Below are 17,226 nucleotides of genomic sequence, written 5' to 3'. Positions count from 1 at the left end.
ATTTATGTAAAGGTTCATAAGTGGCAGAATAACCTGCAACCTTTTAGACAGGAGAAAGATTTAAATATATCAAAAAAGGAAGTGGAGACAAAAGTAGTTAGCATCAAGAAATAAGAAGGGATTCCCGAAAATTGACAAGAAACACAAAAACTAGTTTTTTGCTGTTGATTGTTACCTACTTGGTGCTTCTCAAATTTTTCGTAAATTTCAGCAGATTTTCCGAATACGCTGCTTTTGTCTCATGTTTATTCGTTTTTAGAGATACTAGAAGCGACTGAGACAAGTTCTGTCCCAGTCTCCTTAAAAAATTATAGAGCTTATATTCATGCCACCAAATGGTAGACACATAATTATATTCAACAGAGCGATTATCGCATTCCCATTTATAAAATCTCTGATGAATGATAGAGGATAATCTCCAATCCTTGTATTCCAATGTTTTTTTTAAAAGCAGAAAGGCTAATAAAAAACTATCAACGTGAAATAACAAAAAAATCTGAGACAGAATGAGATTCATTCTGACCCAGATTTGATTTTACACCATTCATCAGTCCTTATTGACAAAGAGCCGAAAAACTCAAAAAGCAATCAACCTCCAAAGCTAATCCTGTCATCTAACAGGAAACGGTGGGTAGGTCGATTGCTTTATTCATTCAATTTGGTGCATAACTGTTTGTCTTATTCTTTATAACTGTTTAAAATTTACGGAATCTTTGATAACGTCGTTCAAGCAACTCTTCAGTGGAAGTTTGACATAGTTCGGTCAATTTTTCAATCAATGATTTTTGTAACATTCGACTGACTTTTTCTTTACTTAAAGCTTGCCCATTTACTGTTTCCGGTATCACACGATCGATGACATCTAATTCTAATAATTCAGCTGCCGCAACTTTCATTAATTCAGCCGCTTCAGCTGCTCGACTACCATCTTTCCACAAAATCGACGCAAAACCTTCAGGAGATAAGACAGCATAAATCGTCTGTTCAAGCATCCAAACTTCATCAGCTAAGCCAAGAGCCAATGCTCCTCCGCTTCCACCTTCACCAATGATGATTGCAATGATCGGTACTTCTAGATCAGACATCTCTAATAGGTTTCTGGCAATCGCTTCTCCTTCACCACGTTCTTCTGCACCAACACCACAATAGGCACCAGCAGTATTAATCAGTGTGATAATAGGACGATGGAATTTTTCTGCCTGTTTCATCAGACGAAGTGCTTTACGATAGCCTTCTGGATGAGGCGAACCAAAATTTCTACGAATATTTTCTTGAAGGTCTCGTCCTTTTTGGATCCCAATAACTGTGACAGGTTTTCCATCTAATTTGGCAACCCCACCAACGACTGCTTCGTCGTCTCCAAATAAACGATCGCCATGAAATTCTTGAAACCCCTCAAAGATATCTTCAAAAAAATCAAGACTCGTCCAACGATCCTTTTCACGCGCCAGTTGAACGATCTCATGTGCTGTTTTATCCATGATTTATCCAACCTTTCTGCGTATGCATTTCCAACAAATGATGGATCGTTTCTTTTAGTTCTTTTCTAGGAACGATTTGATCAACAAATCCATGGGTAAGTAGAAATTCTGCTTTTTGGAAATCTTCCGGTAATTCTTGTTTGATCGTTTGTTCGATCACTCGTCTACCGGCAAAACCAATCAAGCTTTGGGGTTCAGCCAGGATCACGTCGCCTTCCATTGCAAAACTCGCTGTTACGCCGCCTGTAGTTGGATCGGTCAATACTGTTAGATAAAACAAACCGGCATTGCTATGACGTTTGACAGCTGCTGAGATTTTTGCCATCTGCATCAAAGAAAAAATACCTTCTTGCATTCTGGCTCCTCCAGAAGCAGTGAACAAGACAACGGGTAAGCCAGCTTTTTCAGCCCGTTCAAACAAACGGGTGATTTTCTCACCTACAACGGTTCCCATACTGCCCATGATGAAATTAGAATCCATGACACCAATCGCAAATGGCAGACCGTGAATCGTTGCTTTTCCTGTCAATACCGCTTCATGCAATCCTGTTTTTTCTTGCATAGTTTGGATCTTTTCTTGATAATCAGGGAAGTTCAAGGGATCTTTTGTTACTAAATCCGTGTCCCATTCTTCTAAACTTTTTTCATCGATGATCAATGCTAATCGTTGCCAAGCACCAATACGAAAGTTATAACTACAATGAGGGCAAACCTTCTCATCACCAATATCTTTTGTATAAATGATGTGTTTACAATTAGGGCATTTAGCCCACATATTATCTGGAATAGACGGCGCATTCGTTGGTTGTTCTGCTCGATTAGGATTAATTCGAATGTATTTTTTCTTTTTGAATAAAGCCATCTACTCTTCTCCTATCTCTGTTTCAGGTGTCCAGTTCGGTAAAAAATCTTCTTGTAAAAAGGCGGTACTATAGTCCCCTGCGATAACTGCTGGATGACTGATTAAATCCATTTGGAACTCCGCGTTCGTGATCACTCCATCGGTAACCACTTCGCTTAACGCTCGTTGCATTTTCATCAATGCCTCAAAGCGAGTGTCTGCATGAACGATCACCTTAGCGATCATTGAATCATAATAAGGTGGAATCGTATAGCCAGAATAAACGGCACTATCAACTCGAACGCCCATGCCTCCTGCTGGTAACAAAAGGTTTTTGATTGTTCCAGGTGATGGTGCAAAATGAAAAGCCGGATTTTCTGCATTGATTCGACACTCAATAGCGTGACCAGAGAATCGCACATCTTCTTGTTTGATTTCCAACGGTTGTCCCGCAGCAATTTCAATTTGTTTTTTTACCAAGTCAATGTTTGTAACCATCTCAGTTACCGGATGTTCGACTTGGATCCGCGTATTCATCTCCATGAAATAAAATTCTCCCGCTTCATCCATTAAAAATTCAATCGTTCCAGCATTTTCATAATTAACCGCTTTGGCTGCACGAACTGCCGCAGCTCCTAATTCTTCTCTTTTATTCTGAGAGATGACCACTGAAGGGGATTCTTCTAATACTTTTTGATTATTTCGTTGAAGAGAACAATCTCGTTCGCCTAAATGAAGGACATGCCCATAATGATCACCAAGGATCTGTACTTCAATATGTCTTGCTGGATAAATGATTTTTTCTAAATACATTTCATCATTTCCAAAAGCCGCTGCTGCTTCTTGCTGCGCAGAAGAAAAATGTTGCGGTAATTCTTCTTTTGATAAAACTTTACGAATCCCTTTTCCGCCACCGCCAGCGGCAGCTTTAAGCATGACCGGATAACCAATCTTATCCGCTACTGTTAGTGCTTCTTCAACTGTTGATAATACGCCATCACTTCCTGGAATAACAGGTACATTGGCTTCTTGCATCAAGCGACGTGCATTGATTTTATTCCCCATCGCATCGATCGTTCGACTCTTTGGACCAATAAAAGCAATATTACATTCTTCACACATAGAAGCAAAACGGCTATTTTCAGATAAGAACCCAAAACCTGGGTGAATCGCTTCTGCTTTGGTCACGATGGCTGCACTCAAAACTGCTTGGACATTCAAATAGGAGTCCGTCGCTTTTGCAGGACCAATACAAATTGCTTCATCTGCCAATTGAGTATGCAATGCGTCAGCATCTGCTTGTGAGTAAACAGCAACAGTCTGAATACCAAGCTCACGACAAGCGCGAATAATTCGTACGGCGATTTCGCCACGATTAGCTATCAAAACTTTTGAAAACATAACTCACCTATCCAATCATAAAAGTTAATTCAGCTTCAGCAACTTTTTTGCCATCCACTTTTGCAATTCCTTTACCAATACCAGCAGAAGATTTGATTTTCGTAATTTCTACTTCAAGATACAGTGTATCCCCTGGAGTGACTTTTCGACGGAATTTTGCTTTGTCTAAACCACCAAAATAAGCAGTCTTTCCTTTAAATTGTTCCAAGGATAATAACGCAACTGCTCCTGCTTGTGCCATCGCTTCAACGATCAAGACACCTGGCATCACAGGTTCTTCTGGAAAGTGACCTTGGAAAAATGGTTCGTTGATCGTCACATTTTTCTTTGCAATGATTCGTTCGCCTTCCACCATTTCTTCGACACGATCAATCAGCAATAGCGGATAACGATGTGGTATGATTTCTTTAATTTCTTGAATGTTCATATTGCTCCTCTTTCCTCTTTTGCTTAATTTGGTTGAATTCTAAATAGTGGTTGATCGTATTCAACAACCGCTTCATTTTCAACAAGAATCTCAACGATTTTCCCATCGACTTCGCTTGTGATTTCATTCATCAATTTCATTGCTTCAATGATACAAATCACTTCACCTTTTTTGACACTATCTCCCACTGACTTAAATTGTGGTTTATCAGGGGCAGGTTGTAAGTAGACGATTCCAACAATCGGTGATTTTACCTCGACACCTTCGAAACTTTCTTGTGATGCTTCGACAGATGCTTGAGGTGCTTCACTAACTGGCGTTTGTTGGATTGGTGTTTGAGGTACTACCGTATTTCTAGGCGCTTCTGTAGCTACTGGCATTGGAGCCATTGTTCCCATTCCACGACTAGATTCATTTTTATTCATATATAATTCAAATTGACCTTCTCTTAAATCAAATTCAGTTAAAGTAGATTGATCGAATTGACTGACTAATTCCTTGATCTCATTGATATTCAAGATTATTCCTCCCAGCGTTTCATACACAAGACCGCATTGTGACCACCAAAGCCTAACGAATTGCTCATTGCATAAGTCAATTGCGCTGGTTTGCTTTCATTGATGACAACGTTCAAGTCAATTTCCGGATCTTGTTTTTGGACATTGATGTTTGGTGGAATAAATTGATGTTCCAGCGCCATTAAAGTAGCTAACGCTTCAATCCCTCCAGCTGCACCTAATAAGTGTCCAGTCATGGATTTCGTACTGCTGACATATGTTTCTTTGAATGAATCACCTAATGCCAGTTGGATCGCTTTTGCTTCTGCTTGATCATTAGCGGGTGTACTTGTCCCATGGGCATTGATATAGCCAACATCTTCTGGCTTAATACCCGCTTCATCCATGGCTAATTTCATTGCTTTGGCAGCGCCTGAACCATCTGGTGTAGGAGCAGTCATATGGAACGCATCACAATTAGCGCCGTAACCAACGATTTCTCCATAGATTTTTGCACCACGAGCTTGAGCATGTTCTAAAGATTCGATCACTAAGATACCCGCTCCTTCGCCCATCACAAAACCGTTACGTTCTTCATCAAAAGGAATCGAACCACGAGTAGGGTCTTCGGCATTCGATAGAGCTGTTAGTGCAGCAAAGCCAGCAATTCCCATTTCACAAATTGTTGCTTCTGCCCCACCAGCTAGAATGACATCTGAATAACCATGTTTGATATTGCGGTAAGCTTCACCAATAGCATTCGTTCCGCTCGCACAAGCAGTAACGATTGCTGTACAAATCCCTTTAGCACCTACACGTAGTGCAATGTTGCCGGCAGCCATATTTGCAATAGCCATTGGAACAAACATTGGTGAGACACGTTGCGCGCCTTTTTCGTGTAATCGGATCACTTGGTTTTCGATCGTTGGCAATCCGCCGATACCGGAACCAACAATGACACCAAAACGATCTTGATCGATTTTCTCTTTATCTAGACCGCTCATCCCTAATGCTTCTAGTGCTGCATAGATCCCATAAATCGAGAACATGTCCATCCGTTTGCTGTCTTTTTTTACAAAATATTTATCGTATGGGAAATCTTTGACTTCACCTGCTAGTGTGATTCCAGTTTCTGTGGCGTCAAATTTAGTAATGGGAGCAATCCCATTCGTTCCTTTTTGCAAACTATCTAAAAAGCTTTCAGCATCATTACCGATTGGTGAAGTGACACCATAGCCTGTAATTACTACTCGATTCATTATTGTTTTCCTCCTTTTTATCCGTGCATCACGAGACCGCCATCAACATTGATGACCTGTCCTGTGATATAAGGACTCTCTGCTAAGAAAATCGCAGCATTCGCAACATCTTCCACGCTGCCAAAACGTTGCATTGGAATTTGTTTTACTACTTGCTCTTTGACTTTATCAGATAACACTTCGGTCATATCCGTAGCGATAAAACCAGGAGCAATGGCATTACATGTAACACCGCGTGCAGCCGCCTCACGAGCAACAGATTTTGTAAAACCAACGACACCTGCTTTGCTTGCTGCGTAATTTGCTTGTCCGACATTACCAATCAAGCCTGAAACACTTGACAAGTTGATAATTGCACCTTCACGTTTTTTCATCATTTTCTTTAAAACGTGTTGTGTCATATTGAATGTTCCTGTTAGGTTGATATCTAAACAAGCTTTAAAATCTTCTGCTGACATGCGCATCAATAATTTATCGTTCGTAATCCCTGCATTATTGATTAGAATATCGATTGATCCTAATTGTTTTTCTGCTTCTTCTACCATCAAACCAGCTTTTTCATAATCTGAGATATCGCCAGAAACACCGATGCAGTTCACACCTTGAGCTTTGATCTCATTGATTTTTTCTTCTGGAATTGCTTTTCGTCCATTTAAAACGATGTTTGCGCCTGCTTTTGCAAAAGCTAGCGCCACAGCAGCACCAATTCCTCTTGTGCTACCTGTTATAAATACGTTTTTTCCTGTTAGCTCCATAACATGCCTCCGATACTTGTCATTGTTTCTTCTAAAGTTTGTTGATTTTCTACTCTTAAAACCGGAATCGTTTTATCGATTTTCTTCATAAAGCCACTTAATACTTTACCTGGTCCAACTTCGATCACACGTTCCACACCAAGTTCTTTTAATTGATGGATGCTTTCATAAAAATGTACCGGCTTCATCACTTGTTGTTCAAGCAGAGTCGGTATCCGATCTTTGTTCATGATTTCAGTTGTCGTATTACTGATGACAGGAATTGTTGGCTCATTAAAAGTGATCGTTTTTAGCTCAACGGCTAATTTTTTTGCTGCTGGCGCTAAGATTACTGTATGAAACGGACCACTCACATTAAGTGGAATCATTCGTTTGATGCCTTTTTCTTGCATGATTCTTACTGCTTCATCCACTGCTTGTTCTTCACCGCCAATTACGATTTGTTGGGGTGTATTATAATTTGCAGGCGAAACAATTCCTAATCGTTGAGCTTCCAAACAGCTTTCTTCAATCACTTCTACAGGTGCATTCATAACAGCTACCATTTTCCCACTACCAAGTGGTGCAGCCTCAGTCATAAAAGCCCCTCGTTTTGCCACTAAAGCGACTGCTTCACTAAACGACAAAGCTCCACTAGCTACTAAAGCGGAATATTCGCCTAAACTTAATCCTAGAGCAGCTTGAGGTGTAATCCCTCTTTCTTTCAACAAACGATAAAAAGCAATGCTGACCGTTAAGATTGCTGGTTGCGTATAAGCGGTTTGATTGAGTCGTTCATTTTCTGAAAAACACAATTCCGCCATATCATAGCCTAGAATATCACTTGCTTCATTAAACGTTTCTTTGACGATAGTTTCTTGATAGAGATCTTGTCCCATGCCTGGATACTGAGCGCCTTGTCCGCTAAATAAAAATGCTGTCTTCATGTATTTTCTCCAATATTTTTAGGATATATGCTCATGTCTTGATTTATTAAAAAGGACCAAGACACTCCTATTTAAGGAAAATGTCCCAGCCCCCAACCTAATCTTAATGATTATGCAGTTTGTTTTTCAACATAAGTTACTAAATCTTGAACTGTTTTGATGCCGTCTTCTGTTTCGATTTTCACGTCAAATTCGTCTTCGATTTCATTAATGATTTGGAATAAATCCAAGCTATCAGCTTCTAAGTCTTCTTGGATGTTTGTTGTTAATTTGATTTCTTCTGTTTCTTTTCCTAACTCTTCTGCAATAATTTCTTGAATTTTTTCGAATACCATACTATATATTCCTCCGATATTGTTTACAATTTTATGTTTTATCAGCTTACAGTTCCATGAGGATACTTCCCCATGTTAAACCTCCACCGTAACCTGTAAATACTACTTTTTGTTTTTTTCCTAAAGTGATTTGCCCACTAGCTACCGCTTCATCTAATAGGATTGGAATACTTGCAGCAGAGGTATTTCCGTATTTATCCATATTGGTTAAGAATTTTTCTTGCGGTATTTTTACCTTGCGTGCAATTTTCTCAATGATTCTAAGATTTGCTTGATGTAAAAGCAGATAATCAACTGACACATTTTGAGTGATGTCTTTAATGTTTTTTGCAACGTCTCTTACAGCAAAATCAAAGATATCTCTTCCTATCATTGATAAATAAAAAGAGCCTCTTGCATCCTTTACATACACCGGTGATCCGTTCGAATGATAGCCAGCTGTGAGTGACGATCCTCGAGTGCCATCTGCTTCCAGATGTTCTGCAATTATTTTCTGCTCTGTACCAGCTTCAAGTAACACACCACCAGCACCATCACCAAACAGGACAGCCGTTGAACGATCAGACCAATCGATTAATTTGGATAATGTCTCGCCACCAATCACTAATCCTTTATTTGAACCGCACCGAATCATTTTCTCTGCCATGCTTAAAGCATAAACAAAGCCTGAACATGCTGCACTAAGATCAAATGCAATTGCATTTGTTGCACCAAGTTTACCTTGAACCTGGACAGCCACAGAGGGTGTCGTAAAATCAGGAGACATGGTTGCTACAAGAATGAAGTCAAGTTCTGTCGGATCGATGTTCTTTTTTTTGATGAGCTTTTCTGCTACTAAATAGCAAAGATCAGAAGTTTCTTGATCTGTGACGCAACGCCTTTGTTTGATACCTGTTCGCGATGAAATCCATTCATCTGAAGTGTCCATCATTTTGGAAAGATCATCATTGGTAATGATTTTTTCGGGAAGGACACTAGCTGTTGCTGTGATCGTTCCAAATTGTTCCATTAAAAATCCTCACTTGTAATCTCGCAAAAAATCATGCAAGTTTTTCAATGCAGCCAGTAAAGCTTGCTGTTCGTCGGTAGCCATGCCATCCAAGATATTTTTGACCATTTCACGATGAAAGTGCTGATGGACACGATATAAAAGTTTGCCTTTTTTTGTCAGTCCTAATTTCACCACTCGTCGATCATCTTCACTTCGAATGCGTTCAACATAGTCTTTCTTTACTAACTTATTGATAGCAGTGGTCAAGGTCCCAACAGTAATCGACAGTTCTTTGGCTACTTCTGAAGTCGTTTTTTTCTTGTACATACCGATTGCCTCGATCGTATGCATCTCTGTAATTGACAAATCTTTGAACTGAGATTTTTTTAATTCAGATTCTTCGATTGTCAAAATATCATTGAAGACACTAACAAGATAATCATTTACTGTTTTCAAATCTGGTTCCATGTTCCACCATCCACTAATTAGTTTGATTATCAAATCATTTGATGTTCAAACTATATCTTAACTTTTTTCAAAATGCAACCTAAAAAGCTCATTTTTTTCGATTATGAACTTTTTCTAAGAAAAAATTCATTTTAAAATCCTATTAAATCAACAATCACCCATTTAAACATTAAAAATATTTCTCAAATAAATATTTTGATTATCAAACTATTTTTACTTAAGACTCAGCAAACGAAAAGGTTGTTCCTTTGCCGTAAATTTGATATAGTATTTTTTGATAAAAAAGGAGAAAGAACGTTGAAAGAAAAAGTAAAAAAACTCCCCTTGCTTCCTGGGGTATACTTGATGAAAGATCATACCGGAACTGTGATTTACGTTGGAAAAGCGAAACAATTAAAAAATCGTGTAAGTAGTTATTTTCGTCATAGTAAACAACATTCAAAAAAAGTTCGCCGATTGATTCATCATATCGCTGACTTTGATTTTGTCGTCGTGGATACTGAATTAGATGCACTATTGTTAGAATGTCAATTAATCCAGTACTACCGCCCTTTTTACAACCGTCAAATGAACTATTTTAGTAACTATAATTATTTACATATTACAAATAATGGTTTTTCCCTTTCGGATATGCCACTTGCCCGTACTTACGGTCCCTTTCGACTTTACAAAAAAATGCCGGCTATTTTACGCATCATTGAAGAAACCTATCAGATGCCGTGGCTGTCTGAAATCAGCCTTTTAGCTTTAAATACACAATTACCGGAAATGAATCAGTTGTCATTTGAACAAAAGAAAAAAGAGATTCAAAACCTGCTGCAAGGGCGCAATAAAAAACTAATCACTTACTTAAAGAAAAGGCAAAATCATTTTATCGAACAATTGAATTTTGAAAAAGCTGCCCAAATCCAACAAGATATTGAGTTATCCACAGCTTTCATTAAAAGAATACAGGCGCAAAAACTATTTCTAAGGACGCCTAAAATCACTTTCCATTTACCTCTGGCAGCGGACGAAACGAAACAAAAACATTATTTGATTTGTTACGGTCAACTGGCTGAAACGGCCATTACGTCTAATGATGAATCTCCTTATTTTTATTATGAAAATGCAAAAGCTGGTTTGTCCTTGAAGCGACAGTTGCAAAAAGAAGAAATTGACCCCGTCCTTATACTAATGAGTTACCATAAGAAAATTCTCGCCCAAAATGAATTGTAAAATAAAAAGAAACCTTGAACTACCAAACATTGGTCTACAGTTCACGGTTTCTTTTCGTTGTTTTATCCATTTAACCAATTATTCCCCCTAATCTTCTCACTAGCCGAAAAAAATCTAAGGAAAAATAGGCGTCACACTTTTTCTTCTGTTCATCGGAGCAATCTCTTGCTGATACGAACGCTTGTGGATAGAACACGCCCATCCTGGTCACTTCAAGAAGACTTCTTACGAACGAAGCCTGATCCATTAAGCCATAAAAAAAGCAGCTCTAAAGCACCAAGAGAAAATTTTCTAAAAAATCCTCTCTTGGTTGCTCAGAGCTGAACGCTTCTTTCATGATCTTTTATTGGATCAAGTCATAAATTTCCATTGCAACGATATCGATATTGTCAAATTCATATTGTTGATGTGAATCTGTTTCAGTTAATTCAAATGTTTCAGTTGCTTTGTCATAAGTAACTGTACATTTTTCAACGCCCTCTTTTTCAAAACGACGGACTTGCAGTTCATTATCTGCTGATTCGACCATTGCCTCCAGTCGTTTAATGATTGCAACTAATTGTGAATGTGCCATCGGAGGTCCTCCTTTTCTTATTTCTGTTATATTGTAACAAAAGCACAGACGACTTGCATTGATTTTCTCCAAAAAAAGCGAGTTTTTTAAGATTTTTTTTCTGGGTTCTTTCCTTCAGGCCACCAAAGCTTAATCAATGCTTGAGTACCGTCATTTTCAAATCCCTGATCTGCTAATTGTTCATATAATTTTAAAGCTTGCGTTGTCGCTGGTAACTTCAATGCCATTTTATCTGCTTCATCTAACGCAATTTTCAAATCTTTAATAAAATGTTTAACAAAAAATCCTGGCGTATAATCCTCTTTTAAAATACGAGGAGCATAATTACTTAATGACCAGTTTGCGGCACTGCCTCCTGAGACTGTTTCAATGACTTTTTCAAAGTCAAGTCCTGCTTTTGAAGCATATGCAAGTAACTCGGTCATACCTGTCATAGTCCCTGCGATCATGATTTGATTTGCCATTTTCGCATGTTGTCCTTTTCCTGCTGTCCCATGTAAAGTAAAAGTAGATCCCATCACTTGAAACAAAGGTAAAACTTTTTCATAGACACTTCTTTCACCACCAACCATGATTGTCAAAGTGGCATTCTTCGCACCCAGATCTCCACCTGAAACTGGAGCATCTAAAGCAGCTGCACCTTTTTCTGTGGCTGTTTTTGCAATTTTTTCTGCAAGCGTTGGGGTACTAGTTGTTAGATCAACCAAAATTCGATCTTGGACATCCGTTGCAAAGATCCCATTTTCGCCATAGTAAATTTCTTCTACATCTTGGGGATAACCAACCATCGAAAAGATGATCTCACTATTTTTAGTGACATCTTTAGGTGTTTCAGCCCAAATGGCTCCCTTTTTGACTAGCTCATCCGTTTTTGCTTTTGTTCGATTATAGACAGTTACTTCATGTCCTGCGTTCATAAGATGCTCAGTGATTGCGCGTCCCATGACTCCTGTCCCGATAAAACCTAATTTCATATTCGTGACCTCCTAAAAATCAAAAAATCTTTGTCTCTATGCTAAGTATACGCCAGAAACAAAGATTTTTTTAGGATAAATACCTAAATTTATCGTTTAAATGAATTTAATTTGATTTTTATTCTTTCGATGGATGCCTCTTCTTCTTTTCGTTGCATTTCTTTTTCATGATAGATAATCATATCTTCATAAAATTCAATCATCGCTTCGCCAAAGTGCGTAGAGGAAATATCATATAATTTTGATTCCAATACTTTTTGGTCACGAGGGACTTCACTTTTTATATAATCAATAAGTGCTGGTGCGAAATCCTCATCGGTTTCAAATGTTTTCCCAAGGGAGGGATGATCAAACAAACGATTAAGATAAGCATTTCCCTCAATTACACAAGGTGTCCCTGAAGCCATTGCTTCCGTATAAGTTAAACCTTGTGTTTCTGAAGTTGAGGCACTAACAAAGTAATCAGCTGCTTTATAATACAATGCCACATCTTCGTTATCGACTTCTCCAGTAAATTGGACAAATTCATCCAATGCTAGTTCGTTGATTAGCTCTTGCAACTCTTCAAGGTAAGGCCCTTTGCCAACGATCACCATTCGTGCATTGGGATATGCTTTTAGAACTTGGGGAAACCCCTGGACCAATGCTTGAATATTTTTTTCATAAGAGATACGACTTAAAGATAAGATCATTAACTCATCATCTTTGATATTCAGCGATCCTCTGATTTCTTTGATAGCTTTTTGCGTGATTCCTTCCCTTTTAAATTTCTCAATATCGATCCCTGTAGGAATCACTCGAAGTGGTGCGACAACACCATAACTTCTTAATGTATCAATTACTCGTTCACTGGGACAGACAACTCCTGTTGTATGGTTAACAAATAAGCGGGAGAGATATCTGACATGAGATTGACGTATCACTTTGCCTTTAGCAATATAGTGTAGATAATCTTCATACATCGTATGATACGTATGGATCAATGGTATTTTCAGCTTTTTAGCAACCATTTTACCTAAAATCCCTGCACCAAATTCTGTATGAGTATGAATCAGTTCTAATTCAAGTTCCTTCGCTACTAAATAAGCGTACCACATACCTCGTACCACTATTCGCCGATCTTTAAAGGAAACGAATGGAACACTCGGCATACGAATGACGTCTTTTTCTATTTTATCAGCATTTGGATCGGTTGTCGTAAAAATATAGACTTCATGTCCATGTTTTTCTAGTTCATTTTTTAAGGTTTTGATCGATGTAGCAACTCCGCTTACCTGCGGAAAATAGGTATCGGTAAAAAAGCCAATTTTCATGATTTTTTGCCTCCAAACTACCCTTTATTATTTTGTCTTTCATTTATGGAAGAATCTGCTTCTTCTAACACTTGTGTATACACCAGTTTCAGTTGCTCACCAATTTTCTCAATACTTCGTGCTTGGGCAGTCTGATATCCAGCTGCCACTAGACTAGGAACTTCTTCTTCCACGATCTTTTTGATCAATACGGTAAATTCTTCATTAGAGCGACCCATGTAACAATTTTTTTTATCTTCTAACCAGCCATCATAGACTGGAATGTCTCGTACAAGAACATTTTGCTTACTTGCTAGTGCCTCTAATACTACAATTCCTTCTGTTTCTTCATAAGATGGGAAGAAAAAAAGGTCAGCGCCTGAGTATGCACCCTCAATAATTTCTCCCCGAATATATCCTGGAAAGATCACATTATCTGGGTGTTCTTCTTTCACAATCTGTCGGATATTTTTTGGGATCGAATACATAGGTACATGTCCAAACCAAATAAATGTATATTCTGGGAGTTTTTTTGCAATTTCTACAAAATCAATGATCCCTTTACGAGCAAAAAAAAGGCCAACACAGATAATCACTTTCTGATCTGGTAATAATTTGAAATAGTCGCGAAATTTTTGTTCTTTGATTGGATCTGGTTGATATTTTTTTAGATCAATCCCATTTGATATCGATTGGATCGGTAAATCTATGCCGTAACTTTCCAGTAATCTTTTAGAATATGGCGTAGGTGTGATGAGATAATCCGCCTTTTGATATAATCCCACTAAATATTTTTTTACTAATGGCGATAATTGATTAGAGCCGATAAATGAGTTACGAAAATCTTCCTCTGTTGAGTGAGCATGATAGACGATCTTCTTGCCGTCTTTTCTTGCTTTATTGACCATATTGTGACTATTGATACCATATGTATTGATGTGTAAGATATCATAGTCATCTTTACTATCTAGCGTGTAGGGAATCCCCATTTCTTTTAGAGCACGTTTTTGGTGGTCAAGCGCTCGTCCAATACCAGATTTCGCAAGTATTTTTTCACTTTCAAAATATAATAATACCTTCACCTTACGTCCTCCTTCATTTATATAGTATAACATAGCGCTGAACCTGTCACTCAAACTTAAGCCCTATTTTAAAATAACTCTATTTTTCATTCCTTATTTTTACCTATATGTAAAAATCCCATTGTAAAAAGCTGATACAGCTACTATCGCTGTACCAGCTTTTACTCGTAATATTATTTTACGTATTCATTTACAAGTTCAACGACTTCTTCCATCGTGTCACATTCTTTCAAAGCACGATCAGCAAGTTCAGCCATCTTTGTTGTATCTAAACGTTTCATTAAACTACGTGTTTTCAAGATTGATGTTGCACTCATTGAGAATTCATCTAATCCCATACCTACAAGTAGCGGAACTGCGGTTTGATCCCCAGCCATTTCGCCACACATACCAGCCCATTTACCTTCAGCATGCGCTGCATCGATCACGTTTTTAATCAAACGTAGGATTGATGGGTTGTAAGGTTGATACAAGTATGAAACACGTTCGTTCATACGGTCAGCTGCCATAGTGTATTGGATCAAGTCATTCGTTCCTACTGAGAAGAAGTCAACTTCCTTAGCAAACTTGTCAGCTAAGACAGCTGCTGCTGGAATTTCGATCATGATGCCGACTTGGATCGTATCAGATACTTCCACGCCTTCATTCAATAATTTTTGTTTTTCGTCTTCAAAGATTGCTTTTGCAGCACGGAATTCTTTAAGAGTCGCTACCATTGGGAACATGATACGTAAGTTTCCATGAACAGATGCACGTAATAATGCGCGCATTTGCGTACGGAACATTTCGTCACCTTGTTCTGACAAGCTGATTCGTAATGCACGATAGCCTAAGAATGGGTTCATTTCATGAGGTAATTGTAAGTAAGGTAATTCTTTATCGCCACCGATATCCATCGTACGCACGACAACCGGTTTACCTTCCATACCTTCAAGAACTGCTTTATATGCTTCATATTGGTCATCTTCAGTTGGGAAATCAGGAGAATCCATGTACAAGAATTCTGTACGGTAAAGACCAACCGCTTCCCCGCCGTTATTATGAACACCAACTAAATCTTTTGGTGTACCAATATTTGCTGCTAATTCAAAATGTTTGCCATCAGCAGTAACAGTTTCAGCATTTTTTAATTTTTCCCACTCTGCTTTTTGTGCAGCGTATTCAGCACCGATTTTTTCAAATTCAGCTTTTTGTTCAGCTGTAGGATCAACGATTACATCGCCTTCAATCCCGTTAACAGCTAACATGTCGCCTTCTTTGACTTTAGCAGTGATTTCTTTTGTACCTACGATCGCTGGGATTTCTAAAGAACGTGCCATGATCGCTGAGTGTGAAGTACGTCCGCCGATGTCAGTTACAAACGCTTTAACAAAATTGCGATCTAATTGAGCAGTATCACTTGGTGTCAAATCATGAGCAACAACAACTACTTCTTCGTTAATCATTGATGGATTTGGTAATGTCACACCTAGTAAATGCGCTAAAATACGTTTCGCAACGTCGCGGATATCAGCCGCACGTTCTTGCATATAAGCGTTGTCTTCCATAGCTTCGAACATACTGATATACATATCAGTTACTTCTTTTAATGCTGATTCAGCGTTTACACTGTTATCATTAATGTTTTGTTTAATTTGACCAACCATTTCTGGATCAGACAGAACCATCAAGTGTGCGTCAAATACTTGCGCTTCTGCTTCACCTAAGCTTTGCGCTGCTTTTTCACGAATTTGTTGCAATTCTTCAGTAGATTTTGCTAAAGCATCATCTAAACGAGATGCTTCAGCTGCTGTATCTTCTACTGTTGTCTTACTGAATGTTAAATCCGGTTGAACTAGCAGGTAAGCTTTTGCAACGGCAACGCCGTCACTAGCGGCAATCCCTTTTAGCATTTCAACCATTATTCAGATAATCCTTCTTTCTTCATTGTATCAACGATAGCTGCCATTGCGTCTGCTTCGTCAGCACCTTCAGCTGTGATTGTAACGTCAGAACCTTGACCCACACCTAAAGACATAACGCCCATGATAGATTTCAAGTTTACTGATTTACCTTTATACTCTAAGTTTACATCAGAGTTAAATTTGCTTGCTGTTTGTACTAATAATGTAGCTGGACGTGCGTGGATTCCAGTTTCTGCTACTACGTGAAATTCTTTCTTTTCCATATTAATCGGTCTCCTTTAAGTGAGTGTTGTTTTTATGTGAGGGTTTTCTTTTTTAGCAGTTTACTAAGAACACTAATAAGTAGTACCCTTTCATTTGTAAAGATTACCATTTTTTCCCGATAGATACAACAGTTTTCATTTAAATTCAACTAAAAGTGTGGAAAATAATTAGCACTACTTTTAAAAATATGAATACATAGGATAACAACCGTATTCATTCTACCTCACTTCTTTTTTTAGTAGCTTTGATTCTCTTTACTGATCTCTCAGTAAACAAGCAAACAAAAATAGACTCTGCCAAGTGAAATATCTCCTTCTATTTATCATTTTTATCGAAGAACGACTTATTCATTTCTTCATTTATTTTGAAAAACTAAATACTTGCACGCGTCCTAAAATTTAGTATAATTATAGCCAAAGGTCAATAATGGTCAATAACATTTTTTGCCTTTTCAACTTTTGAGTAAATGAGGGTTATTCTTTTACCTTCGTAGTCACGCGTTGTAAAATAGAATGGAAACATGTGAATCATGTGAAA

18 protein-coding genes are annotated in these 17,226 nt (G+C 38.2%); 1 reads left to right on the top strand and 17 read right to left on the bottom strand.

Annotated features, from left to right (window positions below):
• Positions 1 to 695: 695 nt before the first annotated feature.
• From AB3I12_RS06600 to AB3I12_RS06550, 11 genes are all read right to left on the bottom strand, one after another.
• Complete coding sequence (locus AB3I12_RS06600) at positions 696 to 1,481, bottom strand: acetyl-CoA carboxylase carboxyl transferase subunit alpha (RefSeq protein WP_063626830.1); 786 nt, start codon at positions 1,479 to 1,481, stop codon at positions 696 to 698.
• Positions 1,474 to 2,343, bottom strand: a complete 870-nt coding sequence (accD, locus tag AB3I12_RS06595) for an acetyl-CoA carboxylase, carboxyltransferase subunit beta (RefSeq protein WP_010719670.1) — start codon at positions 2,341 to 2,343, stop codon at positions 1,474 to 1,476. The genes AB3I12_RS06600 and accD overlap by 8 nt, the downstream gene beginning before the upstream one ends.
• The gene (locus tag AB3I12_RS06590) at positions 2,344 to 3,723 is read right to left on the bottom strand and encodes an acetyl-CoA carboxylase biotin carboxylase subunit (protein ID WP_010738135.1); all 1,380 of its coding nucleotides are present in this window, start codon (positions 3,721 to 3,723) and stop codon (positions 2,344 to 2,346) included. It lies immediately after the preceding gene.
• Between the two features lie 7 nt (positions 3,724 to 3,730).
• Positions 3,731 to 4,150 (bottom strand): 3-hydroxyacyl-ACP dehydratase FabZ, encoded by a 420-nt coding sequence (gene fabZ, locus AB3I12_RS06585; protein ID WP_010719672.1) that lies wholly within the window; start codon positions 4,148 to 4,150, stop codon positions 3,731 to 3,733.
• A 23-nt stretch (positions 4,151 to 4,173) separates the two neighbouring features.
• Positions 4,174 to 4,668: an acetyl-CoA carboxylase biotin carboxyl carrier protein gene (accB, locus tag AB3I12_RS06580; protein ID WP_081248807.1), complete on the bottom strand. Its 495-nt coding sequence runs from the start codon at positions 4,666 to 4,668 to the stop codon at positions 4,174 to 4,176.
• 2 nt (positions 4,669 to 4,670) lie between these two features.
• A complete protein-coding gene (fabF, locus tag AB3I12_RS06575; RefSeq protein WP_010719674.1) occupies positions 4,671 to 5,906 on the bottom strand; it encodes a beta-ketoacyl-ACP synthase II in 1,236 nt (411 codons plus the stop codon).
• 17 nt (positions 5,907 to 5,923) lie between these two features.
• Positions 5,924 to 6,661: a 3-oxoacyl-[acyl-carrier-protein] reductase gene (fabG, locus tag AB3I12_RS06570; RefSeq protein WP_010719675.1), complete on the bottom strand. Its 738-nt coding sequence runs from the start codon at positions 6,659 to 6,661 to the stop codon at positions 5,924 to 5,926.
• Positions 6,652 to 7,587 carry an ACP S-malonyltransferase gene (fabD, locus tag AB3I12_RS06565; protein ID WP_063626828.1) on the bottom strand — a complete coding sequence of 312 codons (936 nt, stop codon included), beginning with the start codon at positions 7,585 to 7,587 and terminating at the stop codon, positions 6,652 to 6,654. Before fabD ends, fabG begins: the two co-directional genes overlap by 10 nt.
• Before the next feature lie 110 nt (positions 7,588 to 7,697).
• Positions 7,698 to 7,922: an acyl carrier protein gene (locus AB3I12_RS06560; RefSeq protein WP_005876288.1), complete on the bottom strand. Its 225-nt coding sequence runs from the start codon at positions 7,920 to 7,922 to the stop codon at positions 7,698 to 7,700.
• Positions 7,923 to 7,968: 46 nt separating this feature from the next.
• Positions 7,969 to 8,931 carry a beta-ketoacyl-ACP synthase III gene (locus tag AB3I12_RS06555; protein ID WP_063626826.1) on the bottom strand — a complete coding sequence of 321 codons (963 nt, stop codon included), beginning with the start codon at positions 8,929 to 8,931 and terminating at the stop codon, positions 7,969 to 7,971.
• Positions 8,932 to 8,940: 9 nt separating this feature from the next.
• Positions 8,941 to 9,381 carry a MarR family winged helix-turn-helix transcriptional regulator gene (locus AB3I12_RS06550; protein ID WP_010719678.1) on the bottom strand — a complete coding sequence of 147 codons (441 nt, stop codon included), beginning with the start codon at positions 9,379 to 9,381 and terminating at the stop codon, positions 8,941 to 8,943.
• 345 nt (positions 9,382 to 9,726) lie between these two features.
• Here AB3I12_RS06550 and AB3I12_RS06545 point away from each other — a divergent pair, with 345 nt between their 5' ends.
• Positions 9,727 to 10,599: a GIY-YIG nuclease family protein gene (locus AB3I12_RS06545; protein WP_088766128.1), complete on the top strand. Its 873-nt coding sequence runs from the start codon at positions 9,727 to 9,729 to the stop codon at positions 10,597 to 10,599.
• A gap of 343 nt (positions 10,600 to 10,942) precedes the next feature.
• Here AB3I12_RS06545 and AB3I12_RS06540 read toward each other — a convergent pair whose 3' ends face one another.
• From AB3I12_RS06540 to AB3I12_RS06515, 6 genes are all read right to left on the bottom strand, one after another.
• Positions 10,943 to 11,173 (bottom strand): YkuJ family protein, encoded by a 231-nt coding sequence (locus AB3I12_RS06540; protein WP_010719680.1) that lies wholly within the window; start codon positions 11,171 to 11,173, stop codon positions 10,943 to 10,945.
• 86 nt (positions 11,174 to 11,259) lie between these two features.
• On the bottom strand, positions 11,260 to 12,147 hold the full coding sequence (locus tag AB3I12_RS06535; RefSeq protein ID WP_063626824.1) for an NAD(P)-dependent oxidoreductase: 888 nt from the start codon (positions 12,145 to 12,147) through the stop codon (positions 11,260 to 11,262).
• An 89-nt stretch (positions 12,148 to 12,236) separates the two neighbouring features.
• Positions 12,237 to 13,460: a glycosyltransferase family 4 protein gene (locus AB3I12_RS06530; RefSeq protein WP_010719682.1), complete on the bottom strand. Its 1,224-nt coding sequence runs from the start codon at positions 13,458 to 13,460 to the stop codon at positions 12,237 to 12,239.
• 17 nt (positions 13,461 to 13,477) lie between these two features.
• The gene (locus AB3I12_RS06525) at positions 13,478 to 14,521 is read right to left on the bottom strand and encodes a glycosyltransferase (protein WP_063626823.1); all 1,044 of its coding nucleotides are present in this window, start codon (positions 14,519 to 14,521) and stop codon (positions 13,478 to 13,480) included.
• Positions 14,522 to 14,694: 173 nt separating this feature from the next.
• Positions 14,695 to 16,422, bottom strand: a complete 1,728-nt coding sequence (gene ptsP, locus AB3I12_RS06520) for a phosphoenolpyruvate--protein phosphotransferase (RefSeq protein ID WP_010719684.1) — start codon at positions 16,420 to 16,422, stop codon at positions 14,695 to 14,697.
• Positions 16,422 to 16,688 (bottom strand): phosphocarrier protein HPr, encoded by a 267-nt coding sequence (locus AB3I12_RS06515; RefSeq protein ID WP_010719685.1) that lies wholly within the window; start codon positions 16,686 to 16,688, stop codon positions 16,422 to 16,424. The genes ptsP and AB3I12_RS06515 overlap by 1 nt, the downstream gene beginning before the upstream one ends.
• Positions 16,689 to 17,226: the final 538 nt, after the last annotated feature.

Origin of the sequence: Enterococcus sp. C65 (assembly GCF_040887165.1) — a bacterium.
GTDB classification, from domain to species: Bacteria; Bacillota; Bacilli; order Lactobacillales; family Enterococcaceae; genus Enterococcus_B; species Enterococcus_B hirae.
Note: the sequence above shows the minus strand (reverse complement) of the source record. Positions and strands in the feature narration are given on the sequence as shown.